We start from the raw sequence: 25,665 nt of genomic DNA on the forward strand, positions 1-25,665 counted from the left end.
CATCATGAAACTTCGGCCCTTCTATTGCGAGCCTATTGAAAATTCCTGAACGAGGGAGGTTAACGGCACCCTTAGAAACTCACTCGAATTCCGCCGATCGCGCATTGAGCCTTTCGCGCCATATGATGAACAGGCCGGAGGCGACGATGATGAGGATGCCGAGCCATTTAGACGCGTTCGGAAAGTCGCCGAAAAGCGCGTAGCCGAGCACCGTCGCGGAGATGATCTCGAAATATTGGAAGGGCGCAAGCAGCGAAAGCGGTGCCAGCCGGAAGGCCTTGACCACCATGAGATGCGCATAGCCGGATATCGAGCCGAGTATCAAAAGGAGCACGAGGCCGAGCCAGGAGCCCGGAAGCGATATCTGGAAATTCGGTTCTCCGAGTCCGTTGCCGGCAAGCAGGGCGACACTCATGAACAGGGTTCCCCCGATGCCGGCCATGGTCTGCATCGTAAGCGGCGTGTCGGCTTCACCGACGGCGCGGTTCAGGAAGAGGTAAAGCGCGAAGAGGAAGGCGCAGGCGACCGGCAGAAGCGCCTTCAGCCCGAAGATCTCGAAGCTCGGCTGGATGACGATCATGGCGCCGCCAAAACCGACGACGATCGCCGTCCACCGGCGCCAGCCGACGCGGTCGCCTAGGAAGACTGCTGAAAGCGCGGTGAGTATGAACGGCTCGACGAAATAGATGGCAAAGACGTCGGCGAGCGGCATGTACTTGACGGCGACGAAGAAAAGCAGGCTGGCCGCGCCGTGGAGCGCCCCGCGCAGCAGGTTCATCCACGGCCGCTTGGCCGAGAGCGCCGAAAGACCAAAGACGGCAAAGAGCAGCGGCAATGTGCAGACGAGCTGGAAGAAGAACCGGTAGAAGGTGATCTGGCCGGGCGACATTGCCTCGAAGGTCGCCATGTACTTGGCGATCGCATCCATCGTCGGCAGGATGACCATGGCGCCAGCCATGATGAGCATGCCCTGAAGGGGATTTTGGGAGGTGGAGGCTGCGGCGGTATGGGACATTTCGGATCGCTTCCTAGGTGCCGCCACCAAGCACAGGACGATGGGACGATCAAGGTCGCAAGTCATGGTGGCGGTTCGCAGACTGGCGGGCCATCCGGAAATTTGTCACAAAAGGCCGCAATGGGGTGGCGCCATGACGCCAAGGGACCTATTCGCGGCCGCGAAATCCTTTAGAAGGTGTCGATATCCGAGTTCGCGGCCAACGCGACATATGGCTTGAAAAGGGAGTAACCCTGGATGCTCAAGACGGATTTTGGAGCGATCGTGCTGGCGGAAGGTGCCGACGATACCCTTGGCGGAAGGCTTTCGGCAGCACGGGAGGCGGCAGGCATCAGCGTCGAAGCGCTGGCCAACCAGCTCGGCGTGCGACAGGACACGCTTCTTGCCTGGGAGACAGACCGGTCGGAACCGCGCACCTCGCGCCTGCTGAAACTCGCCGGCATACTCGGCATCTCGCCGATGTGGCTGATGACGGGTATGGGCGAGGGACCGGGCGAGATCAGCGACGAGCGGGCGCTGGAGGCCGTCAAGATCGAGCTTTCACGCCTTCTTTCGGTCTACCAGGAAATGGGTCGGCTGATCGAAGCGACGGCGGTGCAGGTCGAGCGGCTGGACCATCAGATTCGCCTGCGCAACCTCAATACCGATGTCGCGCATTAAATCCGGTCACTCGGTCGCCGTCTCCCCGAAGATCGATTCGAAAGCATCGCGCAGACGCATGTCGACATCGGGCATCATCACCGGCAGGCCGAGATCGACGAGGCTCGTCACTCCATAGCCGGAGATGCCGCAGGGCACGATGCCGCCGAAATGGTCGAGTTCGGGATCCACGTTGAGCGACAGGCCGTGGAAGGTCACCCACTTGCGCAGGCGGATGCCGATGGCCGCAATCTTGTCCTCGGCTGGCGAGCCATCGGGAAGAACTGGCTTTTCCGGCCGGCGCACCCAGACGCCGACGCGGTCCTCGCGGTGCTCGCCGCGGACATTCATTGAATCGAGGGTGTGGATGACGAGGTCCTCGATCGCGGCGACGAAGGCGCGCACGTCCTGCCGGCGCCGCTTGAGATCCAGCATGACGTAGACGACGCGCTGGCCCGGGCCATGATAGGTATATTCGCCGCCGCGGCCGGTCGCGAAGACCGGGAAGCGATCCGGATCGATGAGATCGGCGGCATTGGCGCTTGTCCCGGCCGTATAGAGCGGGGGATGTTCGACGAGCCAGACCAGTTCGTCGGCGCTGCCTTCGGCGATCGCCGCGACCTCACGCTCCATGGTCGCCACCGCTTCCTCGTAGGGCACGAGTCCATCGGCAATCCGCCACCTCACCGGCGGCGAGCCTGCTAGCGGAAACATGGAGTATTCGAGATCGGTGCGCAGCACGGCAGAAGTCCTTTCGTCACCTCGCCGAGGTGGCGTGAGCGGCAAACAGGCTGCTTATATGGACCTTTACGCGCGCCTCTTCAAATGCCGTGATCTGTTTTGAAAAAATCTGTCACACTGCCCTTGTGCACCCCAGATGCTTTTGCTACATGCAGCCGCGCCGGAGCAATTCGGCACCTACCACGATGCGGTCGTGGCGGAATTGGTAGACGCGCAGCGTTGAGGTCGCTGTGGGGCAACCCGTGGAAGTTCGAGTCTTCTCGACCGCACCATTTACCCTAAACAGGGTTGAACTTACTGGCTTTTTCAAAAAGCCTCCGGCCCTTGCCGCAGCAGCCCCTCATTGCCAACGCCGGTCTTCATAGTTTGTTGTTGCAGAACGGCTTCAACTATCGACGGCGTCTGGCATCCCAGCGCGCAATGCTCCTCAAATCAACGCAAAGATTAAACCAAGCTGCATCTGCGTGAGCAACGTCGCAAAGCCGTGTCGGAATCGAACTAGCCTCCCTGTTCTCAGGGAGGCGACAAGATGGCGATTCAGGGACTGGGCTACAATCCTGCGATTCTTCAATTCCAGGCGAAGCGGGGCGGGGAATCGATGGCTTTTCTTCTGCCTTTCCTGAACTCGGACATGGCTGTCCTGGACGTCGGCTGCGGGCCGGGGCACGTCACTGCTGCATTTTGCCCGCACGTCCGAGATGTGATCGGGCTGGATGTGGAGAGCAGGGCGATTGCAGCCGCCTCGGCGATGCGTGACGCCGGCGGCCATTCGAACCTTCAGTTTGTCGAGGGAGACATGGTCGCCATGCCATTCGACGACGAGACGTTCGATGTCGTCTTCTTCCACGCCGTGCTCTACCACCAAAACACGGTCGTCCTCGAGTCGACCCTCGAGGAAGCCTGGCGGGTGTTGAAGCCCGGTGGTTTGATCGCCACACGTGATACGGATGCCGGAGGAAATATTCTTTATCCCGAGACAGAAGGGCTCAGGCTTTCCCTCAACCTTTGGCAGCGGTGGTACGAGCACAGCTCGGGTGATGCCGTCACCTTCGGCCGACGCCAGGGTGCGATACTGCGGTCCCATGGATTCGAGCCGATATGGGCCGGCGGGAGCTACGTGAACCATAGTGCCGACGCGTCAGCCAGGGCTGAGACGGTGGTCGATGCCAAAAGAAGCCTGCACGGCCTTGCCGGCGACCTCATCGCGAAGAACCTGGCGTCGCGGCTGGAAATCGATACGGCGGTTTCCGCCTGGGAGACATGGGGGATGGAATCTGATTCCGTCTATCTGCGCTGCAGATGTGAATGTATCGCCGCGCGACCCCGAGGCAGATAGTCCACTTGCCGTGGCTGGCACTTGTGGTGAGCGTGTGCGCAGGTCGGTATCCCAATGTAGCGCGCGCGCTGCACTGGGATACCGCTGCCTGGCTTTCGGAATTGCGCGAGACGTAAGACGCGCGCGATCCTGCGCTCGAAAAGAGAAGCCTGAATGCTTTAGTTGGCGGCCTGGCAGGCGCGCAGGGCCTGCATTGCGGCGTCGGTTCCGTCAAGGCTCACCGAGAAGGTCTGACCGCTCGGCTCGGCGCTGAATTGCTGACCGTCGACGTCGAATATCACGGAGAGCTTTTCGCCCTGGGCAATCGGTGCATCCGCGGTCGTATAGATCGCCATGTAGCCGCGCATGCCGGATGTCTCATCGATACCCATCTGAACCTGCATGCCGTTGTCCGCGACCTTGGCGATCAGGCAGCCGGGACCCAGGTCCTTTCTTACGAATATGTCCCAGCCTCCCGCCGAGCCGTATTTGGTGATATTGGACGGGTCCTGAGCCTGGACCATCGTGGTACTGCCGAGAAGACCTGCGATCACCGCCGCTGCGATGTAGGTTCCTGATGCTGCTTTCATTTCATTTCTCCTCCTTGTTTCGGCCGTGCCGATGCCGCCCCAGGCCATTTGCAATGGCGAGTAGATTTGCTGCGAGTCCTCTATGCGGCGCGAAAGCGACAGGCCGGTCGACCACGTGCTGTCGGGCTTCGCGCTGACGCCCGGCGTCTCGCGGAAATTGGCGTCATTGGGAAAATTCTGCTCTGGACAGGACGAATGGCTGATTCCTCGCTCGACCTCAGGCGGGCTCTTGCGAACCCGACGATCGAAACAGAAATCCCCGCGGCAAACAGCGCTTTCAGGGAGCCGTGCAGTTTCATTTCGAATTCCTCCTAGAGCGCCATGGGCGTGGCGTCTGCGGCGTCTTCGAATAGTCAGTTGAAGCGGGTCAGTCTGTCCTCTCATGCCTTGGCACAAGGCATCGCGGCCGCATTCTGGGTGAATGCGCGCATCGCGGCAAGTAACAACTTCTGATTATCGTGGCCAAGCTGCGCCGATGTGCGATTACTCGCAATGGTTGGCAGAATTCGTTTGGTCTGGCGGACAATGACAAGGCCCGGATCGGGGCCGTGCCGCCACGGACGATGCGCGTTGCGAAGGATTGGTGGTGCCGCCAGGTCTCGCCCCTGGGTAAGGACGCAGGCACAGAGCGGCCGGACCATTGCTTGGTCCGACCTTCCGCGCAGACTGCTCGGCAGTCGATCCGAGGCAGCTTCGCAACGGCCTCATTTCCAGCGCGGGGCGGCACTTGAACCGGAAGATCGGCTCCGTGCCAAAATCAACGACCAATTTAAGTGCCCCTTGGCTCCAGGGATGATGTATTATTATGTTCTAATATTATCCGCTCATCATGGCATTGAGAATGCTTTGCGATTTAACCATCAAGAAAACGAGGGGGTTTTTACGATGTTTGGCGTAGCAACCAGGGTGTGCAGACACGGAGAATACATAGGCGTCGGAAGAACGGCGAACGGAAATATGTCAATTCGCAGACGTCTCGCTGTGGAAATATTCACGGGAATTGTCCTTGCTGCTATGGCGAGCGGTCCCTCCTGGGCGCAGGGAACGGCAGCCAAGCCGTCTAGCAGGGAAGAGGTGCAGCAGGCGCTGCAGACCAGGGAGCAATACGATGTCCATGGTTTGCGCTTCGCTGCCGACAAGTCGACACTTGAGCCCGGTAGCGAAGCATTGCTCGATGACATTGCGACCGCGCTGAAGAATTTTCCGGATTGGCACCTGAGAATTGTCGGCCATACCGACGCAACCGGCAGTGCCGAAGCCAACGTGCGGCTTTCGCTCGAGCGTGCCGACACGATCAAGGCAGCGCTGGTTAAGCGGGGGATTGCGCCTGACAGGCTTATGGTCGAAGGCGCCGGGCAGAGCCGGCCAGTCGCCAGCAACGACACGGAGGAGGGAAAGGCTCTCAATCGTCGCGTCGAGCTCGTGAGGATTGCCGACTCGCCGGAAGCCAAGAAACTGCTCAAGGCCATGTCCGACTATCTGGCCGCCCAGAAGGCCCTGTCGTTCGCCTATGATGCCAATCTCCAGGTCGTTACCAATACCGATCAGAAGCTTGGGCTGGCAAGTTCAGGCACAGTGGTCCTCAGCCGGCCCGACAAGGTGCGCGCGACCCGTTCAGGCGGGTTTGTCGATACCGAGGCCCTATTCGACGGAAAAACGCTCACGCTACTGGGGAAGAATGTCAACAAGTACACGCAGATCGAGACCCCTGGCACGGTCGATCAACTGATAGACGAGCTGAAGGACAAGCAGGGGTTGCCCCTGCCGGGCGCCGACTTGCTGATGACCAACGCCTATGACGAGCTGATGGAGGGCGTCTACGATTCCAAGGACCTGGGAAGCGGCGTCATCAATGGTCACGAGTGTGATTCCCTTGCCTTCCGCAAGGACGATGTGGATTTCCAGATCTGGGTCGCCCAGGGAGAACAGCCGTATCCCTGCCGGCTGGTCATTACATCAAGTCAGGTCATGGGAGAGCCGGAATACAGCATCCAGATCAGGGACTGGAAGTCCGGGGACGGCGTCGTGACGGATGACTTTGCTTTCAAGAACGCGACCAATGCCGAAAAGATCGATGTGAAAGACCTAAAGCAAAACATCAGCGAACTACCGGGACATTTCATAGTGGGAGATGAAAAATGACCTTCTACAAACGCGCGGGAATCATCTGCCTCACCTTGGCGGCTGTGCTTTGCATCGACGATCTGGCGAGCGATGTCCCAACCATATCGATACCCAGCTTTGTTAGTCCGGCGATGGCGATCGTCGGCCGGCCGCTGACACCCGTCAGCGTGGCTGGTGTTGCCCGGCGAACAGTGCGACGCTGTGCCGTTGGTGTCTACAGGTGCTAGTTGATGGCCGGTCCGGTCTCTGAGTGTGACCGCGAGTGGAAGTCGCGCTGTCCGTCCTGAAAACAGGGATTTTCGCTGGCGGCAAGCAGTGTATGGCCGATATGCGCCCGCAGGCAAAACCCGCTTCCGCGGGTTCCCCGCCTTCTGGACGACAGGTTGACGATGCGGTCCTGCCTCAATCGTCTTCATCGTCGGGCATATGGGCGTCGAGGCCGGTCAGCTCGAGTTTGTTCCTGACGTCGTGGACGCCATCGACGGCCTCTGCGCAGAGAACAAGGCGTCGCGCCATCTGGATCGTTTCGACCGAGCCTTCGAGGATGATCGTGTGGCCGTGGGCGCGGACGTCGATGCTGTCGATATCGATGTCCTTCAACTGGCTCAGCGCTTCAGTCACACGCTCTTCGAGGTCGTCGGCATTCTCGAGGCCCCGTGTCGTGGAGATGGGCAGGTCCGATTGGGGCTGCTGGTCGCCGGCCTGGTCTACGTCGACGACGGTGTAACCCTTGTTGCCCGCTTCGTCGAAGTTCGCTTCCGTCGAGCCGTAAGGCCGGTTTTCGGGCGAAGGCGATCCGGTGCCTGCCGCATCGTCATACGGCCAGCCTTCTTCGAGGTCGCGTGCCTCGAAATCGCGGTACTCTTCCTCGCGCGCGAGGTCTTTTTCCTTGGGGCTCATCTCAGGCTCCTTCCCTGTCTCGCAGCCTAGAACGGTTGAGGCCGAGCTTGGTTCAAGAAAAAGGTACCTGTCTTGGAGAAAGCGCCGATCAGGCGCCTGTCCTTTCCCACTTCTTCACCAGGCGATCGCGCTTGAGGCGCGAAAGGCGCTGCAGCCAGAAGACGCCGTCGAGCTGGTCGATCTCATGCTGGATGCAGATCGCGAGAAAGCCTTCGGCCGCCTCTTCGTGCTGGATACCATCGAGATCGGCATAGCGGAAACGGATCGCCCTCGGCCGCACGACTTCTTCGGTCGCTCCGGGCATGGAGACGCTGCCCTCGACGTGGCGCATGGTTTCCTCGGAAAACAAGGCGATTTCCGGATTTATGTAGGTGCGAACGCCGTCTTTCCGGTCGAGCTCGATGACGACGACGCGACGGAAGTCGCCGATATGGGCCGCCGTTATGCCGACGCCGGGGGCGGCGCGCATCGTATCGAGCAGGTCGCCGGCGAGCGCCCGAAGCTCCTCATCGAAGACGGTCACGGGCTCGCAGGGCGTCTTGAGGCCAGCGTGTGGAAAGCGGAGAATCGGGCGGACGGTCACGGCTGCCGCAACTCCCTTGCAACGGTGGCCCGGCAGCATCCTCCGCCCGGTATTTTCATGGTGCTGTGCATAGCGATCTTTCTTCGGTCCCCTGTTCGTTCGAGGCACTCGACGGTTGGCGGGAAAGACCCTAGAGCAGGCTTTCGGCAGCGTCGATCCGCCATGCTCCGGACGGGCTATCCGGTTGTTGACATTGCGTTCTCCGCGGCCATTCTCCATAGCGACTCGAGAGTCGTTCAATACCAGAAATTTGCGAGGGCGGCAGATGACGACGACCAGCGAAGAAGACCGCATTCGCAAGCGTCCGGGCGAGGGCGATGCCGACATCTATGACGAGGACGGCAACGTCCGGTCCGATTTCCTGGCGCTTGTCGGCGCAGCTATCGCCGATCGCGATATCCTCTTCCTGCGACAGAACGTTGCCCGCCTGCACGAATCCGAACTCGGCGACCTGATCGAGTCGATCCAGCCCGACCAACGGCTGGCGCTCGTGGAGCTGCTTGGCGACGACTTCGACATGACGGCGCTGACGGAGGTCGACGAGGTCATTCGCCGCGAGATCGTCGACCAGATGCCGAACGAGCAGATCGCGGCCGCGATCGGCGAGCTCGATTCGGACGACGCCGTCTACATTCTCGAGGACCTCGACCAGGAAGACCAGGAGGAGATCCTTGCCCAACTGCCTTTCACCGAGCGGGTGAGGCTGCGGCGGGCCCTGGACTATCCCGAAAGCTCGGCCGGGCGGCGCATGCAGACCGAGTTCGTGGCGGTGCCGCCATTCTGGACGGTAGGGCAAACGATCGACTATATGCGCGAGGATGAGGAATTGCCCGAATCCTTTGCCCAGATCTTCGTGATCGACCCGACCTTCAAGCTGCTTGGCGCCGTCGACCTCGACCGGCTCCTGCGCAGCAAACGGCAGACGAAGGTCGAGACGATCATGCGGGAGACGACGCATCCGATTCCCGCCGAGATGGACCAGGAAGAGGCCGCGCAGCTCTTCGAGCAATACGACCTTCTCTCAGCCGCCGTCGTCGACGAGAATCACCGGCTCGTCGGCGTGCTGACCATCGACGACGTGGTCGACGTCATTCATGAGGAGGCCGACGAAGACATCAAGCGTCTGGGCGGCGTCGGTGACGAAGAGCTTTCGGACAACGTCGTTTCGACCGTGCGCTCGCGCTTCCTGTGGCTGCTGATCAATCTCGGTACGGCCATGCTTTCGGCAAGCGTCATCGGCCTGTTCGACGGATCGATTGAAAAGATGATCGCGCTTGCCGTGCTGATGCCGATCGTCGCGTCGATGGGCGGCAACGCGGGCACGCAGACGATGACGGTGACGGTGCGGGCGCTCGCGACCCGCGACCTCGACATCTACAATGCCGGGCGCATCATCCGCCGCGAGGCAGGCGTCGGCATCCTGAACGGCCTGATGTTTGCAAGCATCATGGGCGTGATCGCCGGCACGTGGTTCCACGACTACCAGCTCGGCATCGTCATTGCTGCAGCGATGATGATCAACCTGCTCGCGGCAGCGCTCGCCGGCATTCTCCTGCCGCTGCTCTTGGACAAGCTGGGGGCCGACCCGGCGATCGCCTCGTCGGTCTTCGTCACGACGGTGACGGATTGCACCGGCTTCTTCGCCTTTCTCGGCATCGCAACATGGTGGTTCCAGATCTAGCGGGAACAGTCGGCTCGAAAATTGACTATTACGTAAAAGTCAATATGATTGTCGCCAATCTTTGGGGGCAGCATGCAGGTGAACAAGTACTACACCATCACGGAATTGACGCGGGAGTTCGGCGTTTCGACCCGCACCTTGCGCTTCTATGAGGACGAGGGGCTGATCCAGCCCGAGCGCCGGGGCCGTACGCGCCTCTTTCGCCCCGCAGATCGCCGCCTGCTCCAGGAAATACTGCGCGGCCGCCGCATCGGCTTCACGATCGCGGAGATCCGCGAGATCATCCAGGTCTACAAGGAACCGCCCGGTGAACTCGGCCAGCTCAAGCTACTCATGAAGCGCGTCGACGAGAAGCGCGAGGACCTGCGCCAGAAGCGCAAGGACATCGACGATACGCTCACCGAACTCGACCACATCGAGGAGGCCTGCCTGACACGGCTTGCCGAGATCGGCGTCGGGACCTAGCGGAGCCCAAAACTCAGATCCAGCGCCGGGTTTTCCTGCAGTAGAATTCAAACTCGCATCCGAAGCGGGAAAGCAGGTGCATTTCCTCGCACCTGATGGCGACGAGCGTCGTGGTTATCGCGGCGAACAACGCCGTCACGAAGAACCATGAGTTGCCTGTGAGAAGGCCGAAGGCGATCGTCGCGATCGTATAGCCGAGATAGATGGGGTTGCGCGTATAGCGAAACGGGCCGCGGGTGACGAGATGCGCCGTGCAGCGATGCGGCAGGATCGTCGTGCGGCTTTCGACAAGCGTCTTGACCGCCCAGATATCGAGCGAGACGGCAAGGACGACGAGTCCCGCACCGACCATCCAACCCAGCCCGGAGTGGAGATGGGGCAGGGGCGGGATGGGAAGAAGGTCAAGGATGAGGGCGGCAAGGATTGCGAGGCCGTAGAGAATTGGCGGCCAGGGGAAATTGAGCGGCTTCGAACGATAGGCATTCATCGGAATATCCTGTCATTGCGCGATTGTGGTGCACTCAACTGCTATGGACTGTACTCTCTCATCATTGTTCGCCTGGATTGCGCCAGACTGGAGCGGCGTGAAAAGATCCTGTGCTTGAAGTTTATCGAGCGTGCATTGGCAGAAACTACGGCAGATCGGCTCGCCCTCCTGCATCATACAGGAGGCACGGCATTGATATAGATAGCTCTGGACCGGATCGGGCGGTGGCGCAGGAGCCACGAGCGACAGAAGGTAGACGCAGCCGAATAGAAACGGCTGATGCACGAGGTAGATGATCAGGCTGTGGCGGCCGGCCTTGGCAACGAGGCTCGAACCCGTGCCGAGAGAGGCAAGCCGGCGCGACCAGCCGAGCCAGAGGCCGGTGCGCGCGATGGCGAGCCCCAGCAGGAAGGGTGTCAGCCAGGGAAACAACGGCACGAAATCGTTCGAGCGGGGCGGCGTCGCCGAGAAGCCGAGCCAATAGAGCCACCAACTGTCGAAAAATGTCGACTGGAGGATATTCGGATAAAGCCAGCCATCGACGACGACGGCGCCGAGGAGGGCTGCTGCCGCGAGCCAGACGAGGACGAGCGGTAGGCGCAGGAAGGGGAGACCGATGATGCTCGCCGCGGCGATGCAGTGCAGAATGCCGAAGAAGATGAATTCGTCCGGCATGCCGATGCGCGTGGCGATCGTGATCAGCGCGGCGGCACCGGCGACCATGCCGAGGCGCTTCAGGTAGGCGTTCCAGCGGATCTCCGGCGTGCTGGCAAGGACAAGGCTCACGCCCACCAGGAAAAGGAATGTCGCGGCGATCGCGCGGGCATAGATCCTCAGCCAGCCTGTTTCTACCGTTCCCGGCATAAGATAGCCGAAAAACTCAAGGTCCCACGTGAAGTGGTAGCTCGCCATCGCAAGCAGCGCGAGGCCGCGGGCGGTATCGATTATGCCGATACGCGGCGGTCTTTCACCGACGTCGATCGCCTCAGCAACAGCGGCCATTCACTGGATTCCTTCCGACAGATCGGTCGCCCCCGACGGGGCGGTGCGAACAGGGGAAAGGCGGTGATTTGATGGCGGATCCACGTCCATGATGGCGAGCCGGGCCTCGGAGAAGAACTGGCGCCGGGCGAGCACGACAATGACGAGCGTCGTGGTGACCATGAAGACATAGGGACTGACGAACCAGCCGAGATAGCCGATCGACAGGAAGATCGCGCGCAGGCCGGAATTGAAGTGGCTGGCGGCGATGACGTTCATTCGGATCACCCGCTCGACAGACCTCTCCGCCACGATGATGTCGGCCTCGGTGTCGCGCATCATCGGGATCGAGCCGAACAGGATGGTGCAGTAGTTGAACAGCCGGTAGGACCAGCCGAACTTGAAGAAGGCATAGCCGAAAAGGCCGGTCAGGCCGCCGACCTTCAACTCGAAGGCGGTGCGGCCGCTGTGGAAGACGTAGGGAAGGTCGTTGAACACGGCATCGACCTTGTCGGTCGCGCCGAGAAGCGCGAAGCAGCCGCCGATCGCCAGGATAGACGTGGACGCGAAGAAGGCGGTGCCATTCTGAAGACCCGCCATGATCTGCGTATCGATCATCTTGAGATCGCGCCGCAGCGAATTGTATAGCCACTCGCGACGACGCTCGATCATGGCATGGGTCAGGCTTGTACGCTGAAAGAGGCGGGGGCCGCCGAGCGCCCATGAATAGGCGGCCCAAAGCAGGGTGAAGAAGGCGAGCGCGAAATAATCGGCAGAGGTCATGAATCGGATGTTCCGCTTATGGATCGCGGCAGTCTACACACCGATTTCTGCCTCGCAATGGCGGCGCGGAAAAGCGGGGGTGGACAATCTTCCGTACCGTCAGGACCGCGGTGGGCGGGCTGTCCACCGGTCTTGAACCGGGTGGCAGCCATGCCCAGCTTAGATCGGAGGTGCAAGCATCGACGAAGCGGTTTGGCTGTATCGGTCAGGCGAAGCTTCGTCTATGAATGTCGCTTGCATGAAAGCTGATGTCGGTCGGTCGCCTTGGGCTTGACCACCATTGACGTAGCCTTCACATCGATCAATTTGCCAGAGGACGCAGGTTCCATGTTTCTTTCCGTTTTCGACGTCTTCAAGATCGGCGTCGGGCCATCGAGTTCGCACACAATGGGACCGATGTCGGCGGCGAACCGTTTCCTCGACCTGTTGCTTTCCGACGAATGGCCGCGCCCTTCGACCGGTGCCCATGTTGCGGCGATCAAGGTCAGCTTGCACGGCTCGCTCGCCCATACGGGTATTGGCCACGGTACGGGCAGGGCTGTCGTCCTCGGCCTGATGGGCGAACACCCGGATCAGGTCGATCCAGACAAGATGGATGCGATCATCGATGGCGTCGAACGTTCGGGGCGGGTGACGCCGCCCGGCCACCCGGCCTACTGGTTCCAGCCGAAGATCGATCTCATCTTCGACAAGAAGGTGCCGCTGCCTGGGCACGCCAATGGCATGGCATTCTCCGCCTATGACAAGGACGAGCGCCTGCTCGTCAAGCGCATCTATTATTCCGTCGGCGGCGGCTTCGTCGTCACCGATACGGAACTCGAACAGATGCGCGCGAAGAAGAAGTCGGCCGCGGGATCGGCGCGCATCCCGTTTCCCTTCGCCACGGCCAAGCAGATGCTGGAGATGGCTGAACGCTCCGGCCTTACAATCGCGCAGATGAAGCGGGCAAACGAGGAGAGCCACATGAGCCGGGCCGAGCTCGACGCCGGTCTCGACCGCCTCTGGGAGGCGATGAACGGCTGCATCGACCGCGGCCTCAAGAATGACGGCATCATGCCCGGTGGCCTCAAGGTTCGTCGTCGCGCCCGGCAGATCCACGACAAGCTGCAGGAGGAATGGCGCAGCAATCGCATCAATCCGCTGCTCGCCAATGACTGGCTGAGCGTCTATGCGATGGCTGTCAACGAGGAAAATGCGGCCGGCGGTCGCGTCGTGACTGCGCCGACGAACGGTGCGGCCGGCGTCGTGCCGGCAACGATCCGCTACTATCTCCACTTCCACGAGGATGCCGATCAGCACGGCATCCGCGACTATCTGCTGACGGCGGCGGCGGTCGGAGGCATCATCAAGCACAATGCCTCGATCTCCGGTGCGGAAGTCGGCTGTCAGGGCGAGGTGGGTTCGGCGGCCGCCATGGCCGCGGCGGGCCTTGCCGCCGTCATGGGCGGCACGCCGGAGCAGATCGAGAATGCCGCGGAAATCGCCCTCGAGCATCACCTCGGCATGACCTGCGATCCCATCGCCGGGCTGGTGCAGGTGCCCTGCATCGAGCGCAACGCACTTGGCGCGGTCAAGGCTGTGACCGCGGCGTCGCTCGCCATCAAGGGTGACGGCCAGCACTTCGTGCCGCTCGACGCCTGTATCGAGACGATGCGCCAGACGGGCTATGACATGAGCGAGAAGTACAAGGAGACCTCGACCGGTGGCCTTGCCGTCAACGTCGTCGAATGTTGAGGCTGTGGAGCGGCAACCTCGCCTCTTGACGCTGCCGGCCAAAAGGAATTCAACGGCAGCATGGCTTTGCATCTCATCAAACTGTGCGTCGGCGCGGATTCACTAGAGGATCTGCAAGACTGGGTTTCGAGCCGTTCGCTCTCGGCGATCGCTGCGGGACTGGAGCCGCACACCACCCATACGACGCGCATGGTTCCCAAGCGCGTCGAGGAACTCCTGGACGGCGGTTCGCTCTACTGGGTGATCAAGGGCCAGGTACAGGCGCGACAGAAGCTTCTCGACATCCGCACGTTCACGGATGGCGAAGGTATCGGCCGTTGCGACCTCGTTCTTGGCCCCGAGGTCATCGAGACTGCGAGCCAACCGCGGCGGGCATTCCAGGGATGGCGATACCTCACCGAGGACGATGCGCCGCGCGATCTCCTGAGCCTGGGTAATGGCGTCGGGGAAATGCCCTCCGAATTGCGCCGAGAGCTCTCGGAACTTGGTCTCTTGTAAGAGCGACGCCGCGCTTCAGCGCAGGCGTATCAGCAGCGGCGCCTTGCCCGAGGGAGAGGTGACGTGCAGGTGGATGCGCGCTTCCGGCTGGGAGTAACGCCAGGCGCGTGCGCCGTGGCACAGAAGCAGCGCCACCAGATCACGCGTCTTCGCCGTGCTCGCACGCGAACGGCCGAGACCGATATCCGCGAGCCGAAGCGCTGCTTCATGGAGAGGATGCCGGACGAAGCGGTTACGCTTCTGCTTCCTTCCTTCGTCAATCGAGAAAGTTGGAAAGTTCTCGTTGATCGCCATTGGTTTTCCTCACTACGCAATACAATAGAGGCTACAAGACCTGGCCGGGTCGGAGATCGGATGCCGACACCGGTATCCGATCATGTCATTCCAAGAGCGGCGGATTACTCCCGCCGCATCATCACTGCATGCTCGCCCAGCAGCTGACGCCGGCCTTCTTGAGGGCCTTGCAGGCGTTGACCGCGTCGCGCTGATCGTCAAAGCCGCCGAAACGGGCGCGGTAGACGGCATTTGCGCCATCACCAAAAGCAACGGTGAAAGGCTTTGCGGAACGAAGTACCTTGCCGCCCTTGGACTTTGCGGCATCAAGAAGATCCATGGCGGCCTTTTGGTTCGGCGAGACGCCGACCTGCACGACCCAGCCGCCTGCGACGGTCGACTGCTTCGTCGAAGCGGTGGTGACGTCGTCGACCGAGGTGTCGCCCTGTTCTTCGGGGACATAGGCCGGCGCCGGGGTCGGAATTGCAGCCGCCACCTTCTCGGTCGCAGGGGCGACGACACGCGCCGAAAGAAGCGGATTGGCAGACTTGGAAGAGGGCGCCTCGGCATAGGCCACCTCGGATGTCGGCGCGACCTCGGCAGCAGCGGCGACTTCGTACCGGGTATCGGGAACGGGGCCGCTGTGCGGAAGGTCCACGTCTGCAGCTGCGACCTTGGGTGCAGCGACAGCAGGAACTTGAGATGCGGGAGCCTGGGCGATCAGGTTGGTCGGGCCGCCGCGCGTAGAGGCCTTTGGCAGATAGGTGGCGATGAGCTTGCGCATCTGGTTGTCGCGGGCGGGCGTGGAGGCGCCACCCATGACGACGCCAACGATCGAACGGCCGTCGGTCTGCACGGAGCTGACGAGATTGAAGCCGGCCGCGCGGGTGTAACCGGTCTTGATGCCGTCCACGCCACGGACGGAGCCGACGAGGCGGTTGTGGCTGTTGATTACGCGCTTGCCGAACTTAAAGCTGCGCGTGGAGAAATAACCGTAAAACTGCGGAAAATGCTGGCGAAGTGCGATTCCGAGGCGGGCCTGGTCGCGTGCCGTGGTCATCTGGGCGGTGTTCGGAAGGCCGTTGGCATTGCGGTAGGTCGTGCGCGTCATTCCGAGCGCGCGCGCCTTTGCCGTCATCATCTGGGCGAAGCGATCCTCGCTGCCGCCGAGAAGTTCGCCGAGCGCGGTTGCCGCGTCATTGGCGGAAAGGGTGACGAGCCCGAGGATGCCCTGCTCGACGCTGATCGAGTTGCCGGCCTTGACGCCAAGCTTCGTCGGCGCCTGGGCCGAGGCATGGGTGGAGAAGGGGACGCGGGTATCAAGGCTGATGCGGCCGGCTTCGAGTGCCTCGAAGGTCATGTACAGCGTCATCATCTTGGTGAGCGACGCCGGGTACTGCAAGCGGTCCGGGTTTTCGCTGTAGAGGATGTTGCCGGTCTTCGCGTCGACGACGATGCCGGCGTATTTCGGATTGGCGGCTTCCGCCTCTGCCGAAACAGAATCTGCCAATATCATCGCGGCGGCCAAGGCCCAACCGATGAGCGCCCTTTTAAGGAAGTTGCCTGAGCGTGACGACGATGCGATGGAAACGGACCTTGACACTATTTCACTCTTTTAGCTTTTCAATTCAAAATCTGGACGGTGCGGACGCTAGGCACCACGTCCGTGACGTAAGGGGCAGATTACGGGCTTGGCGTTACCAATCCGTTTATGATGAATCTTTTGTTTCGTCATTTCGCGGCATTTGAGGCGGTGTCGCCTGTGGTCTCGGCATTCGAGGCTGCCGCGCGCACAACGAGGTGGTCGGTCACAAATGTCATAATCGCGGCATCAATATGGTCCCAATCGGCCAGATGAGCGCTTGAGAAGCGGTAGAGGACGCTGAGATCTTTCCCTACCCCGATGTCACGCTGGCAGTCTCCGCTCGTTGCCTTGTCCGGGGCTGACGGCAGGATGCAGCGCACCACATACTGCTCCATTCCGGGGCGGGCGGCGGTGAGGAGCACTTCACCCCCATAGCCGGCGTCGGCGCGCAGGCGATGCAGCGTCAGGCCGTGACCGGCGTTCCCCGCGGGGCCCTCGATCAGATGCGAATAGATCGGCTCCAGCCGTCCGGACATGTCGCGCGACATGACGCTCTCGGTGACCTGGAGAAAGATCAGTCCCGACGATTGGGAAATGTCGCTGAAGAGGCTGCGATCGTCCTCGCTGTAGCCCTGCATCCGCGGCCAGGCGAGATAGAGGTCCAGTCTTTCGGCCGGGCCGTTGCGCCGCTGGTTTGCAAAGCGGATCGTATTTTCGGGAAGCCGAAGGGCATCTTCGCCGATCGCGACTGCGACAGTCTCAGTGCTTGTCGTATGGCCGGCAAGCTCGAGCCTTTGGCCGATCCAGCGCCCGGCGAGATTGACCCCGATAGTGACGGCTGCGAGGACGGCGACCGCGATCGTGGCCCGAACGATGAACCTGTTCGAGATCAGCGGCGCTTCCTCATAGGTGGAGGAGGGCGGCGTATGGCTGGCCATCATCTTGCCTTCGGTTTGCGCGGTGCCGGGAAACTCTATGGGAGGCCCGCAGCTGACCGACTCTTCCTTTGCGGAGATGATTGGCAATTGATGGTTAACGAAGGGTGAATTCGAGTGCGGGCGACCCGCAAGGCGCGTCGTGGTGACGCAAAGAAAAAAGCCGCTCCCGGGACAGCAGGAACGGCTTGGGCCACGGTCGGGACGGGGATGCGATAGACAGACCGGGCTTTCTCGTGACCGCCGCCCGTTATGGCAGCGGTAAATTCGTGCTATTTCCTGACGCTACCGACGGCAACCGCACGGCCATCCTGGAGCTTGACCCAACGGGCAGGATCTTCCGAGGATTCCCGCTTCAGGTAGGTGTATTCGGTATCCGACCAGAGCATGACCTTGTCGCGCATATTGTCGAGGACGAAATCACCGTGGTCCGTACGCACCGTCAGAACCGCGTGGCCCTCGCCATTCGGCTGTAGGACGACGGTCATCAGGACGTCGGAGGGAGAAAAGCCGGCATCGATCAGCATCTTGCGCTTAAGGAGCGCATAGTCTTCGCAATCGCCCACGGTGCGCGGGTAGGCCCAGCGTTCCTCGACACCGAAGATCTCCTTGTCGGTCATCGGCTGGATGGCGGAGTTGACCGTATAGTTGATCTTCAGGATCGTCTTCCAGCGATCCTCGGTGAGGATGGCAGGACCGGCGTCCCCGCCTGCATAGGCGCAGTCGGCCGCATTTTCCTTGCAGAATTCATAGTGGCCGATCGGCGGGCTGGCGTTGCCCGCGAGGCTCATGCTTGCCGGTGTGGCAACCGCCGCCTGCACCATCGCAAGGCACCCGATGGCGGCCAGGAGGCCAATCTTCAGAAGCGCATTCAATGTCATTATCGTGTCCCCGTTTGTGAGGAGACATTGACACAGACGTTTTTATTGCGCGCAAAATTACGCAATAAAAATAATGGTTTAGTTGATTCAAAGTCGCATCGATATCGAATAAAATACGCGTCGAATTCGCGTAAAATTCAAATGGCATTCGACTCAAGATCGACTAAAACTTTATCGATTGAGGGAAGGCTTTCTGCTTGAAAAGGCTATCGCGGGAGGGCGGGCGTTAACGATTTTCGGCGATCGCGGCAGATCTTCGCTGCTGTCGAATGTGGCGAGATGTGGCGATGACGCACGTGGAGCGGCGAAATCGCCGGCGCAGGCAACGGATCAAGGCCGAATTCGCGGATGACGGCCACAGATTATTTTCTTGCCCGATCGCGAAATTTGTTCGTGGCAGTGACGATCGCGCCAGAGATGTCGGGGTGCGCCGTGGAATGGGCGGCACGCTGAAGCACGACGAGCTCGGCATCGGGCCACGCCCGTGCCAGCTCCCAGGCAGTGACCAGCGGTGCCTCGAGGTCGAGGCGCCCATGGATCATGATACCCGGTATCCCGGCGAGCCGCGCTACGTTCCTGAGCAGTTCACCGTCTGCGAGCCATGCGCCGTGATGGAAGTAGTGGGTGACGATACGAGCCCGCGCCAGAAGATAGAGCGGATCGGCCCATCGGCGCGGTCGACCGGACGGATCTGCAAGCAGGATCGACGCGCTCTCCCAGTCGTGCCAGTCGCGCGCCGCCTTCAGTCGTACGACCTGATCCGGATGGTTCAGCAGCCGATAGTAGGTGCCGACCATATCGTCACCGCGTTGTTGGGGCGGGACCGCTTCGCTGAAGCGATGCCACTCCTCGGGAAAGAGCGGCGCCATGCCGCGATAGAGCCAGTCTATCTCCGAACGCCGCGTCATGGTGACGCCGGCGAGGACCATCCCGCGAACGCGCGCCGGATGCGCCTCGGCATAGGCGAGTGCGAGCGTTGTCCCCCAGGAATTGCCGAAGAGAAGCCAGTTGTCGATGCCGAGGAGAAGGCGCAAACGCTCGATGTCTTCGAGCAGGTGGCGGGTCGTATTGCGAGAAAGATCTGTTGCGATGTCCGCCGCGCTGGGCAGGCTGCGCCCGCAATTCCTCTGGTCGAAAAGGACGATGCGGCAGGCGGAAGGGTCGAAATAGCGTCGTGCCGTCGCGGAGGTGCCCGACCCCGGTCCTCCATGCAGGACGAGTGCCGGCATGCCCTTCGGATTGCCGCAGCTCTCCCAATAGATCAGGTTGCCGTCGCCGGTATCGAGGAGGCCGTGCTCGTAAGGTTCGGTTTCGGGAAAGAGCAATGTCGTCGCCACGCGCTTCGTTGACGCTGGCTATATTGTCCCACTTCATTGCCAAAAGATGACAGGCGAGGTGGCCGGAAGCTCCCTAGAGGAATTCGCGGAGCGTCTCTCGTGACTGCAGCGAGAGAAATTCGATCGCGACGCCTTCGACAAAATGCCGCACGACCCGTCCGCGCATGTTGCCGAGGCGCAGGGGCGTTCCGATCGCTGGACGGACTTCGACATCGACGGCTGCGCCCGAAAGCGACAGGTCCATGATGCGGCATGTGTAGCGGGCGCCGTCTTCGAGGGTGATTTCGCTGACCGTCGTGCGCGGGGTCAGGCGGTCGTGGCGGCGGTCTTCGGGCAGCCCGAGTTCATGCTTGTTGGCGAGCCAGGTGAGCTGGGCGGCGAGCTTCTCGCGCTTGCGGTCGGTGGCGTTGATGGACATGGTGAAGCCGCGATTGTCTAGCGCGATTGCCTGGCCTTCGACCCGTCCAAGGTGATCGATATAGGCGACGACACGCTCGCTGGCGCGGGGACGTCCCAGGCAGGTGACATACATGTCGCCGGGCGACATATCGACCACCGTGCACTCGTATTCTTCGTAGTTCGCAAGCATGAGGCGGCCCTGCATATTGATCGGCACGCGCTGAAAGGTGCGCTGGTCTGGCCGCATTGCAGTCCGTGTTGTGGGCGCTTGCTGAAACGAGTGCATCACAAAGGGCTTCTTGGCTAATATCCTACCCCACAATCATTAGCCGCAATCCGTTAACAGAAGGTTGTTCAGCTTTGGGCGCGAAGGCGCGTTCCGCAGCCCGGTGGGCCGCGGTTGTGCTGGAATGGATCATGCCGCTGCAGAGGCGGCGACGGGAACTTTCAGCCGGCGCGCCCGCCCTCGAAAATCCTCAGATGCATGACACGTCGCACCATGTGGCCAAGCTCCGCACCCCTCGTCGCGAAGAGGGACCGGCCGCTGTCCTGTTCTTCGACAGATTGTGCGGGAATGGCACCGCGATCATTGAGGAGGCGGGAGCGGTCGAGCGCCAGGAAATCGAGCGGATCCGCACCGAGCCACACGCTGTTTCCCGCCGGCGCGATCGAGCCGAGCAGACGGTCGCAGGCGTCAACCGAGGAACGCAGCGGCATCAGCACGATCTCGAAGGCCATGCTGTTGCCCCTGCTGCCATAGCCGGTGGCGTTGATCAGGGTCGGCATGGCGTGAGCCATGACGCCGGCGGCGATCTTCTCGGCGTCCTCACCCTGGGTGTCGCCCCAGAGGGAACCGAAGGCGGCATCCCGCAATTCGCGCCCGAAGAAGCCGCAGACGTGCGTTCCCGCGAGCCGGAAAAACGGTTTGTCGGCGGCTTCGAGGATGAAAAGTTCGGGGAGGGTTCGTCTTATCGATGAGGGGTCGATCTGTGATCGCAACGGGGCGGGATCAGCGCCGCGCAGGCGGTCCCAATAATTGAATATCTCTATGCTTGTCTTCAAACGCATTGGCATACCAGCTTGTCTCATTCTGGTTCATCTTCCGAGGCCGTTCATGGCCCGTGTGATCGCCATGCTTATTTCATGCCACGTCGCGTCCATTAGGGTTAAGACGCAGTTTGCGTTGCGTTAGCCGCCGATCTGGGCGAAAAATTCTCCATGACTTCACGAAGGTTTTGATTCGAGCACAGACTTTCCGGATTGGCGCGGTAGGCATCACGCGGCAATCCGGGAACAGAGCCGCTCTGCCTGGCAGAGCGGCTTTTTTTTTGGCAACGGCTCCTATATGCCTTGCGGCCACCACGACAGGAGACGTGTAACAGATGGATGAAGATTCCGCGCTGACGAGCGCCGCCCCGGAAGGCGATGAGCCAAAGCCGCCGCGCAACCCGGTCTTCAACCTGCCGCCCGCGCTGCTCGCCAGCCTCCTGCTGCTTATCGCCATCTATTTTGTCCAGAGCCTGCTGCCGGAGCGGGCGGTCGACTGGCTGTTCTTCAACTTCGGCTTCATTCCGGCTCGCTATGTCGTCCCGTTTTCTGAACAGGGTCTGCAGTGGCTCTGGACGCCGGTGACCTATTCTCTTCTCCACGGCAGCGTGGAGCACATCGTTTTCAACGGATTGTGGCTGATGGCCTTCGGAGCGCCCGTCGTGCGTCGCATCGGGACGTCGCGCTACGTCGTCTTTTGGATCCTGTCGGCGGCGGCATCCGCCTTCCTGCATGCGGCGCTGAACTGGGGCGACATGACCCTGCTGATCGGCGCATCGGGTGTCGTGTCGGGGCTCATGGGCGCTGCCTGCCGCTTTGCCTTCCCCGGTCGTGGAGGACAGAGCCGCGAGGCGCATCTCAACGATCGCCTTTCGATTCTCCAGTCCTTCCGCAGCAGGACAGTGATCGTATTCGGCCTGTTCTGGCTTCTCGGCAACGCGCTGATCGCCGTCGGAATCCCGCTGATCGGGGACGGAAGCCAGGAGATTGCCTGGGATGCGCATATCGGCGGATTCGCGTTCGGATTCCTTCTTTTCTCGCTGTTCGACCGTCCACAGGTAAGGCGCGAGGACTAATTAAGTCCCCCCTCAGATATTGCAATCTCAGGCCGGGAGGTGCACCATTTGCCCATCATCTGCCGCAGAAGCAGGAGGAATTCCGCGGTAAAAACCGGGCTCCCAAGGGGGCGTGCACGCGAAAAAAGGAGGAATGAATGTCTGTGCCTGTAAAGACGATACTCGATGTCAAAGGCCATGAAGTCGTGACGGCCGGCCCGGACACGACGCTTGCCGAAGCAGCGCGCACCCTCAGCGAGCACCGCATCGGCGCCATCGTGATCGTTGGAATGGAAGGTCGTATCAGCGGCATCTTCACTGAACGCGATGTAGTCAATGCGCTTGCGCGCCTCGGCAAGGACAGTCTCGACGAGACGGTCGGATCGCTGATGACCTCAAAGGTCTATCGCTGCAAGGAAGAGACCACCGTCAACGAACTGATGGAAGTCATGACGGCACGGCGGTTCCGCCATGTTCCGGTGGAGAGCAAGGGCAAGCTTATCGGGATCATTTCGATCGGTGACGTGGTGAAGTCACGCATCCGGGAAATCGAACTCGAGACTGAACAGATCAAGGCCTATATCGCCGGCTGATCCCGGATCGATGGAGACGGGCGGACCCGCACCGGTGCGCCCGAAGTTTTTCACCCGACACGCAAGCGCGCTAGAAGGCGTAGGCTTCCTGCAGCCGCTTCAGTTCGGCCAGCCGCGCGCGCGTTTCCTCATATCCCCGATCGATAGCCTCGCCTGCGCGATGGAACTCGGAGAGCCCGATGTCGCTCAGCCGTGGATGCAGAGCTATGTCCGGAGGGTCGCCGGCGAGACGTGCGCGCGAAATGCGGTCCTGGATGATATTGAACGCCTGCACCATGACACCGGTCAGCCCCATCTTCGCATAGGGGGTCATGCGCTGCTGCTGGATCTCGTCGGCGGAGAGGCCGGCATTGTGCTTCACGACAGCCGAGCGCCCGTAGAGGTCATAATTGAGGTTGACCGCGACGACCAGCGGCTGCTCATAGGCGCGGCAGACCGAGACGGGAACGGGATTGACGAGCGCGCCGTCGACCAGCGTGCGCTGGTTGCTGCGGACCGGCTCGAAGATGCCGGGCAGGGCGTAGGATGCCCTGAGCGCCGTAATCAGCGAACCATTGGCGATCCAAACTTCGTGGCCGGTATTGATCTCGGCCGCCACGGCGACGAAGGGCCGATCAAGGCCCTCGATGGTGAGGTCTTCGAGATGCTCCTGCATGCGTTTGGTCAGCCGCATGCCGCCGAAAAGGCCGCTACCACCGATCGTGAGGTCAAGGAGCCCGGCGATGCGCCGCATGGTGAGCGAACGGGCGAAGTCTTCGAGTTCGTCCAGCTTGCCGGCGATATAGCATCCCCCGACGAGCGCGCCGATCGAGGTGCCCGCCACCATCCCGACTTCGATCCCGGCCTCATCAAGCGCGCGAAGGACGCCGATATGAGCCCAGCCGCGGGCAGCACCACCGCCTAGCGCAAGGGCGATCTTGGCTTTTTTTGGTTGAGCGGGAACGGTCGGCGGCGGGATGGTAATTTCCTGTGCGGGTGCTAAGCCTGACTCAGAGGCTGGTGATTGTGAATTCTGCCGATTCAAACTCCACGTCAGCATGCCACGCTTTCCTCCGGGGCGAAAATTACCCCTTACGCAATTAGTGTCCCTTTTCTGTTTCTAAACAATTTATACCTGCTTTCTTGTGCGATTTCGCTGAAAATCGCTCATTTCTTGTCCGGATGACCATAAACTTCATTCGGATCGAAATGTCTCTCGTCATCAACGATGGTCAGCACCGGTTTGCCGTCCTCGAGCGTCACCGTGCGATAGAAGCAGGAACGCCTGCCGGTGTGACATGCCGCATCGTGACCGGCGACCTCGACCTTCAGCCAGATGGCGTCCTGATCGCAGTCCGTGCGGATCTCCTTGACCGTCTGCAGGTTGCCGGAGGTCTCGCCCTTCTTCCAGATCTTTCCGCGCGAACGGCTGAAGTAATGGGCGGTCCCGGTCTGGATCGTCAGCGCCAGCGCCTGGACATTCATGTGCGCGACCATGAGCAGCTCGCCGTCGCGAGCATCGGTGACGATCGCGGTGATCAGGCCGCGATCGTCGAAGCGCGGCGTAAACTCGCCCGCATCTTCCAGCTGGTATTTGTCGGTGGAAGGCTCGTTGAAGGTCAGATTCATCGTCGCGGCCTGTTCTGGAGCCGGACTTATCGGCCCCGTACCATTGTCATGAAGCGGACCTGCTCGGCCGGATCGCTCTTGAACGTCCCGGTGAAGGTCGTCGTGAGCGTTGTCGAACCCTGCTTCTGCACCCCACGCATCGACATGCACATATGCTCAGCTTCGAGCATCACGGCCACGCCGCGCGGGCGAAGGGTGTCGTCGATGGCCTTGGCGATCTGGGCCGTCATGGCTTCCTGCGTCTGGAGCCGGCGTCCATAGATCTCGACCGCACGCGCGATCTTCGAGAGACCGAGCACCCTTCCGTCCGGCAGATAGGCGACGTGAGCCTTGCCGATGATCGGAACCATATGATGCTCGCAATGGGAGAAGAATGGAATATCCTTTACGACGACCATGTCGTCATAGCCGGCAACCTCCTCGAAGGTGCGGCCAAGCACGTCTTCAGGGTCCATGTCGTAGCCGGCAAAGAGCTCGCGATAGGACTTGGCGACGCGTGTCGGTGTGTCAAGCAATCCCTCGCGGCTCGGATCGTCACCGGCCCAGCGCAGCAATACGCGCACCGCCTCTTCAACCTCCTGCTGGGAGGGGCGGTCGGATTCACGAACGGTCTGAGGAAAATTCTTTACAATGGCGTCCATATTCCATGGTCTCCTGGTCCGCGACGCGGATCCTTGTTCAGTCGGACTCGCCACTGGCATTCCTCGTCACACCGAGGGATGTGTACCTTTGGCGGGCTCCGGGGCTTTCAGACAAGCCTTTGATGGCAATGCCTTCCGGCACGGTTTCCCAATCAAACTTACACGAGACCATTGCAATTCCATGGCCTTCGAACGACATACATATAGTAAGGCGCCGTCGATGTGAAAGTGCCCACATGGACACGGTGTGTTTTTTGTTATGATACAATGCGCGCAGGCGCGGGATCGGTCAAATCCGTCGGCGTTTTGGAGCAGAATCGATGATGGACGACATTTACAACAGCAAAATCCTTGAATTTGCAGGCAATATTCCCCTGATCGGCAGCATGCCGGACGCCGATGCAACGGCCCAGGCGCACTCGAAACTCTGCGGTTCGCGCGTCAAGATCTGGCTCAAGATGGACGGTGACGTGGTCACCGGTTTTGCTCACGATGTAAAGGCATGCGCACTCGGCCAGGCCTCTTCATCGATCATGGCGCGCCATGTCGTCGGCGCGACGGCCGATGAATTGCGGCACGCCCGCGAGGACATGCTCGCCATGCTTAAGGCAGACGGCGAGGGTCCGGACGGCCGCTTCGAGGACATGCGCTACCTTAAGCCCGTGAAGGATTACAAGGCACGCCACGCTTCGACCATGCTGACATTCGACGCGGTCGTCGATGCTGTCGACCAGATCGAGGCCGCCCGCCATGAAGCGGTGGCGGTGGGATGATC

At 61.1% G+C, this 25,665-nt stretch carries 29 protein-coding genes and 1 tRNA gene; 12 read left to right on the forward strand and 18 right to left on the reverse strand.

Annotated elements, in window-relative coordinates; translation table 11 throughout:
* Positions 1 to 79 precede the first annotated feature (79 nt).
* Positions 80 to 1,015 (reverse strand): DMT family transporter, encoded by a 936-nt coding sequence (locus EV286_RS07870; RefSeq protein WP_132956479.1) that lies wholly within the window; start codon positions 1,013 to 1,015, stop codon positions 80 to 82.
* 237 nt (positions 1,016 to 1,252) lie between these two features.
* On the opposite strand from EV286_RS07870, the gene EV286_RS07875 reads away from it, so the two are divergent.
* Positions 1,253 to 1,675: a helix-turn-helix transcriptional regulator gene (locus EV286_RS07875; protein WP_132956480.1), complete on the forward strand. Its 423-nt coding sequence runs from the start codon at positions 1,253 to 1,255 to the stop codon at positions 1,673 to 1,675.
* 6 nt (positions 1,676 to 1,681) lie between these two features.
* Here EV286_RS07875 and lipB read toward each other — a convergent pair whose 3' ends face one another.
* Positions 1,682 to 2,395, reverse strand: a complete 714-nt coding sequence (lipB, locus tag EV286_RS07880; protein ID WP_132956481.1) for a lipoyl(octanoyl) transferase LipB — start codon at positions 2,393 to 2,395, stop codon at positions 1,682 to 1,684.
* Between the two features lie 187 nt (positions 2,396 to 2,582).
* Between lipB and EV286_RS07885 the strand changes: the two genes are divergently transcribed.
* Both EV286_RS07885 and EV286_RS07890 read left to right on the forward strand, forming a co-directional pair.
* Positions 2,583 to 2,667: transfer RNA gene (locus EV286_RS07885), tRNA-Leu, on the forward strand.
* Positions 2,668 to 2,924: 257 nt separating this feature from the next.
* Complete coding sequence (locus EV286_RS07890; RefSeq protein ID WP_132956482.1) at positions 2,925 to 3,731, forward strand: class I SAM-dependent methyltransferase; 807 nt, start codon at positions 2,925 to 2,927, stop codon at positions 3,729 to 3,731.
* A gap of 158 nt (positions 3,732 to 3,889) precedes the next feature.
* Here EV286_RS07890 and EV286_RS07895 read toward each other — a convergent pair whose 3' ends face one another.
* Positions 3,890 to 4,300, reverse strand: coding sequence for a hypothetical protein (locus EV286_RS07895; protein WP_132956483.1), 411 nt, complete (start codon positions 4,298 to 4,300; stop codon positions 3,890 to 3,892).
* 957 nt (positions 4,301 to 5,257) lie between these two features.
* Between EV286_RS07895 and EV286_RS07900 the strand changes: the two genes are divergently transcribed.
* Together EV286_RS07900 and EV286_RS07905 are read left to right on the forward strand one after the other, a co-directional pair.
* Positions 5,258 to 6,442: a DUF2092 domain-containing protein gene (locus EV286_RS07900; RefSeq protein WP_165932804.1), complete on the forward strand. Its 1,185-nt coding sequence runs from the start codon at positions 5,258 to 5,260 to the stop codon at positions 6,440 to 6,442.
* Positions 6,439 to 6,651, forward strand: coding sequence for a hypothetical protein (locus EV286_RS07905; RefSeq protein ID WP_132956484.1), 213 nt, complete (start codon positions 6,439 to 6,441; stop codon positions 6,649 to 6,651). The genes EV286_RS07900 and EV286_RS07905 overlap by 4 nt, the downstream gene beginning before the upstream one ends.
* Before the next feature lie 175 nt (positions 6,652 to 6,826).
* On the opposite strand, the gene EV286_RS07910 is transcribed toward EV286_RS07905, so the two are convergent.
* Positions 6,827 to 7,324, reverse strand: coding sequence for a BON domain-containing protein (locus EV286_RS07910; RefSeq protein WP_132956485.1), 498 nt, complete (start codon positions 7,322 to 7,324; stop codon positions 6,827 to 6,829).
* Positions 7,325 to 7,412: 88 nt separating this feature from the next.
* Positions 7,413 to 7,907: a peptide deformylase gene (locus tag EV286_RS07915; protein ID WP_132956486.1), complete on the reverse strand. Its 495-nt coding sequence runs from the start codon at positions 7,905 to 7,907 to the stop codon at positions 7,413 to 7,415.
* Positions 7,908 to 8,172: 265 nt separating this feature from the next.
* On the opposite strand from EV286_RS07915, the gene mgtE reads away from it, so the two are divergent.
* Together mgtE and EV286_RS07925 are read left to right on the forward strand one after the other, a co-directional pair.
* Entirely contained in the window at positions 8,173 to 9,588 is a 1,416-nt protein-coding gene (gene mgtE / locus EV286_RS07920) for a magnesium transporter (protein ID WP_132956487.1), read from the forward strand.
* Positions 9,589 to 9,660: 72 nt separating this feature from the next.
* Positions 9,661 to 10,053 (forward strand): MerR family DNA-binding transcriptional regulator, encoded by a 393-nt coding sequence (locus EV286_RS07925; RefSeq protein ID WP_165932805.1) that lies wholly within the window; start codon positions 9,661 to 9,663, stop codon positions 10,051 to 10,053.
* 13 nt (positions 10,054 to 10,066) lie between these two features.
* Here the strand turns inward: EV286_RS07925 and EV286_RS07930 are convergent, their stop codons facing one another.
* From EV286_RS07930 to EV286_RS07940, 3 genes are read right to left on the reverse strand one after another with little or no spacing between them, the layout of a single operon-like run.
* Entirely contained in the window at positions 10,067 to 10,540 is a 474-nt protein-coding gene (locus EV286_RS07930) for an isoprenylcysteine carboxylmethyltransferase family protein (RefSeq protein ID WP_132956488.1), read from the reverse strand.
* A gap of 12 nt (positions 10,541 to 10,552) precedes the next feature.
* Positions 10,553 to 11,542, reverse strand: coding sequence for a DUF1624 domain-containing protein (locus EV286_RS07935; protein WP_132956489.1), 990 nt, complete (start codon positions 11,540 to 11,542; stop codon positions 10,553 to 10,555).
* Entirely contained in the window at positions 11,543 to 12,304 is a 762-nt protein-coding gene (locus EV286_RS07940; RefSeq protein ID WP_132956490.1) for a DUF599 domain-containing protein, read from the reverse strand.
* 327 nt (positions 12,305 to 12,631) lie between these two features.
* Here EV286_RS07940 and EV286_RS07945 point away from each other — a divergent pair, with 327 nt between their 5' ends.
* Positions 12,632 to 14,038 (forward strand): L-serine ammonia-lyase, encoded by a 1,407-nt coding sequence (locus EV286_RS07945; protein WP_132956491.1) that lies wholly within the window; start codon positions 12,632 to 12,634, stop codon positions 14,036 to 14,038.
* Positions 14,039 to 14,098: 60 nt separating this feature from the next.
* Positions 14,099 to 14,536 carry a DUF1489 family protein gene (locus tag EV286_RS07950; protein ID WP_132956492.1) on the forward strand — a complete coding sequence of 146 codons (438 nt, stop codon included), beginning with the start codon at positions 14,099 to 14,101 and terminating at the stop codon, positions 14,534 to 14,536.
* A gap of 15 nt (positions 14,537 to 14,551) precedes the next feature.
* Here EV286_RS07950 and EV286_RS07955 read toward each other — a convergent pair whose 3' ends face one another.
* The 7 genes from EV286_RS07955 to EV286_RS07985 form a co-directional block, all read right to left on the reverse strand.
* The gene (locus EV286_RS07955) at positions 14,552 to 14,830 is read right to left on the reverse strand and encodes a hypothetical protein (protein WP_132956493.1); all 279 of its coding nucleotides are present in this window, start codon (positions 14,828 to 14,830) and stop codon (positions 14,552 to 14,554) included.
* Between the two features lie 121 nt (positions 14,831 to 14,951).
* Complete coding sequence (locus EV286_RS07960) at positions 14,952 to 16,412, reverse strand: D-alanyl-D-alanine carboxypeptidase (RefSeq protein WP_132956494.1); 1,461 nt, start codon at positions 16,410 to 16,412, stop codon at positions 14,952 to 14,954.
* Positions 16,413 to 16,540: 128 nt separating this feature from the next.
* Complete coding sequence (locus EV286_RS07965) at positions 16,541 to 17,335, reverse strand: hypothetical protein (protein ID WP_132956495.1); 795 nt, start codon at positions 17,333 to 17,335, stop codon at positions 16,541 to 16,543.
* Between the two features lie 266 nt (positions 17,336 to 17,601).
* Positions 17,602 to 18,210: a transglutaminase-like cysteine peptidase gene (locus tag EV286_RS07970; RefSeq protein ID WP_132956496.1), complete on the reverse strand. Its 609-nt coding sequence runs from the start codon at positions 18,208 to 18,210 to the stop codon at positions 17,602 to 17,604.
* 362 nt (positions 18,211 to 18,572) lie between these two features.
* A complete protein-coding gene (gene pip / locus EV286_RS07975) occupies positions 18,573 to 19,547 on the reverse strand; it encodes a prolyl aminopeptidase (RefSeq protein WP_132956497.1) in 975 nt (324 codons plus the stop codon).
* Between the two features lie 73 nt (positions 19,548 to 19,620).
* Positions 19,621 to 20,232, reverse strand: a complete 612-nt coding sequence (locus EV286_RS07980; protein ID WP_132956498.1) for a PilZ domain-containing protein — start codon at positions 20,230 to 20,232, stop codon at positions 19,621 to 19,623.
* 161 nt (positions 20,233 to 20,393) lie between these two features.
* A complete protein-coding gene (locus EV286_RS07985; RefSeq protein WP_132956499.1) occupies positions 20,394 to 21,014 on the reverse strand; it encodes a PAS domain-containing protein in 621 nt (206 codons plus the stop codon).
* Between the two features lie 314 nt (positions 21,015 to 21,328).
* Here EV286_RS07985 and EV286_RS07990 point away from each other — a divergent pair, with 314 nt between their 5' ends.
* Positions 21,329 to 22,069 carry a rhomboid family intramembrane serine protease gene (locus EV286_RS07990; protein WP_132956500.1) on the forward strand — a complete coding sequence of 247 codons (741 nt, stop codon included), beginning with the start codon at positions 21,329 to 21,331 and terminating at the stop codon, positions 22,067 to 22,069.
* 137 nt (positions 22,070 to 22,206) lie between these two features.
* Positions 22,207 to 22,641, forward strand: coding sequence for a CBS domain-containing protein (locus tag EV286_RS07995; RefSeq protein ID WP_132956501.1), 435 nt, complete (start codon positions 22,207 to 22,209; stop codon positions 22,639 to 22,641).
* Positions 22,642 to 22,711: 70 nt separating this feature from the next.
* Here the strand turns inward: EV286_RS07995 and EV286_RS08000 are convergent, their stop codons facing one another.
* From EV286_RS08000 to folE, 3 genes are all read right to left on the reverse strand, one after another.
* A complete protein-coding gene (locus EV286_RS08000; RefSeq protein ID WP_132956502.1) occupies positions 22,712 to 23,680 on the reverse strand; it encodes a patatin-like phospholipase family protein in 969 nt (322 codons plus the stop codon).
* Positions 23,681 to 23,787: 107 nt separating this feature from the next.
* Positions 23,788 to 24,249 carry a phosphoribosyl-AMP cyclohydrolase gene (gene hisI, locus EV286_RS08005; protein WP_132956503.1) on the reverse strand — a complete coding sequence of 154 codons (462 nt, stop codon included), beginning with the start codon at positions 24,247 to 24,249 and terminating at the stop codon, positions 23,788 to 23,790.
* A 26-nt stretch (positions 24,250 to 24,275) separates the two neighbouring features.
* Positions 24,276 to 24,890, reverse strand: a complete 615-nt coding sequence (gene folE / locus EV286_RS08010) for a GTP cyclohydrolase I FolE (protein ID WP_132956504.1) — start codon at positions 24,888 to 24,890, stop codon at positions 24,276 to 24,278.
* A gap of 323 nt (positions 24,891 to 25,213) precedes the next feature.
* Here folE and EV286_RS08015 point away from each other — a divergent pair, with 323 nt between their 5' ends.
* Complete coding sequence (locus EV286_RS08015) at positions 25,214 to 25,663, forward strand: iron-sulfur cluster assembly scaffold protein (protein ID WP_165932815.1); 450 nt, start codon at positions 25,214 to 25,216, stop codon at positions 25,661 to 25,663.
* The last annotated feature ends 2 nt before the right edge of the window (positions 25,664 to 25,665 follow it).

The organism is Rhizobium sp. BK251, assembly GCF_004345245.1.
GTDB lineage: Bacteria > Pseudomonadota > Alphaproteobacteria > Rhizobiales > Rhizobiaceae > Rhizobium.

What these genes read in the sequence shown, in the direction of transcription:
- EV286_RS07870 (WP_132956479.1), bottom strand. Translation starts at nt 1,015, where the DNA reads ATGTCCCATACCGCCGCAGCCTCCACCTCCCAAAATCCCCTTCAGGGC.
- EV286_RS07875 (WP_132956480.1), top strand. Translation starts at nt 1,253, where the DNA reads ATGCTCAAGACGGATTTTGGAGCGATCGTGCTGGCGGAAGGTGCCGAC.
- EV286_RS07890 (WP_132956482.1), top strand. Translation starts at nt 2,925, where the DNA reads ATGGCGATTCAGGGACTGGGCTACAATCCTGCGATTCTTCAATTCCAG.
- EV286_RS07895 (WP_132956483.1), bottom strand. Translation starts at nt 4,300, where the DNA reads ATGAAAGCAGCATCAGGAACCTACATCGCAGCGGCGGTGATCGCAGGT.
- EV286_RS07900 (WP_165932804.1), top strand. Translation starts at nt 5,258, where the DNA reads ATGTCAATTCGCAGACGTCTCGCTGTGGAAATATTCACGGGAATTGTC.
- EV286_RS07905 (WP_132956484.1), top strand. Translation starts at nt 6,439, where the DNA reads ATGACCTTCTACAAACGCGCGGGAATCATCTGCCTCACCTTGGCGGCT.
- EV286_RS07910 (WP_132956485.1), bottom strand. Translation starts at nt 7,324, where the DNA reads ATGAGCCCCAAGGAAAAAGACCTCGCGCGCGAGGAAGAGTACCGCGAT.
- mgtE (WP_132956487.1), top strand. Translation starts at nt 8,173, where the DNA reads ATGACGACGACCAGCGAAGAAGACCGCATTCGCAAGCGTCCGGGCGAG.
- EV286_RS07925 (WP_165932805.1), top strand. Translation starts at nt 9,661, where the DNA reads ATGCAGGTGAACAAGTACTACACCATCACGGAATTGACGCGGGAGTTC.
- EV286_RS07930 (WP_132956488.1), bottom strand. Translation starts at nt 10,540, where the DNA reads ATGAATGCCTATCGTTCGAAGCCGCTCAATTTCCCCTGGCCGCCAATT.
- EV286_RS07935 (WP_132956489.1), bottom strand. Translation starts at nt 11,542, where the DNA reads ATGGCCGCTGTTGCTGAGGCGATCGACGTCGGTGAAAGACCGCCGCGT.
- EV286_RS07940 (WP_132956490.1), bottom strand. Translation starts at nt 12,304, where the DNA reads ATGACCTCTGCCGATTATTTCGCGCTCGCCTTCTTCACCCTGCTTTGG.
- EV286_RS07945 (WP_132956491.1), top strand. Translation starts at nt 12,632, where the DNA reads ATGTTTCTTTCCGTTTTCGACGTCTTCAAGATCGGCGTCGGGCCATCG.
- EV286_RS07950 (WP_132956492.1), top strand. Translation starts at nt 14,099, where the DNA reads ATGGCTTTGCATCTCATCAAACTGTGCGTCGGCGCGGATTCACTAGAG.
- EV286_RS07955 (WP_132956493.1), bottom strand. Translation starts at nt 14,830, where the DNA reads ATGGCGATCAACGAGAACTTTCCAACTTTCTCGATTGACGAAGGAAGG.
- EV286_RS07965 (WP_132956495.1), bottom strand. Translation starts at nt 17,335, where the DNA reads ATGATGGCCAGCCATACGCCGCCCTCCTCCACCTATGAGGAAGCGCCG.
- EV286_RS07970 (WP_132956496.1), bottom strand. Translation starts at nt 18,210, where the DNA reads ATGACATTGAATGCGCTTCTGAAGATTGGCCTCCTGGCCGCCATCGGG.
- EV286_RS07980 (WP_132956498.1), bottom strand. Translation starts at nt 20,232, where the DNA reads ATGCACTCGTTTCAGCAAGCGCCCACAACACGGACTGCAATGCGGCCA.
- EV286_RS07985 (WP_132956499.1), bottom strand. Translation starts at nt 21,014, where the DNA reads ATGCGTTTGAAGACAAGCATAGAGATATTCAATTATTGGGACCGCCTG.
- EV286_RS07990 (WP_132956500.1), top strand. Translation starts at nt 21,329, where the DNA reads ATGGATGAAGATTCCGCGCTGACGAGCGCCGCCCCGGAAGGCGATGAG.
- EV286_RS07995 (WP_132956501.1), top strand. Translation starts at nt 22,207, where the DNA reads ATGTCTGTGCCTGTAAAGACGATACTCGATGTCAAAGGCCATGAAGTC.
- EV286_RS08000 (WP_132956502.1), bottom strand. Translation starts at nt 23,680, where the DNA reads ATGCTGACGTGGAGTTTGAATCGGCAGAATTCACAATCACCAGCCTCT.
- hisI (WP_132956503.1), bottom strand. Translation starts at nt 24,249, where the DNA reads ATGAATCTGACCTTCAACGAGCCTTCCACCGACAAATACCAGCTGGAA.
- folE (WP_132956504.1), bottom strand. Translation starts at nt 24,890, where the DNA reads ATGGACGCCATTGTAAAGAATTTTCCTCAGACCGTTCGTGAATCCGAC.
- EV286_RS08015 (WP_165932815.1), top strand. Translation starts at nt 25,214, where the DNA reads ATGGACGACATTTACAACAGCAAAATCCTTGAATTTGCAGGCAATATT.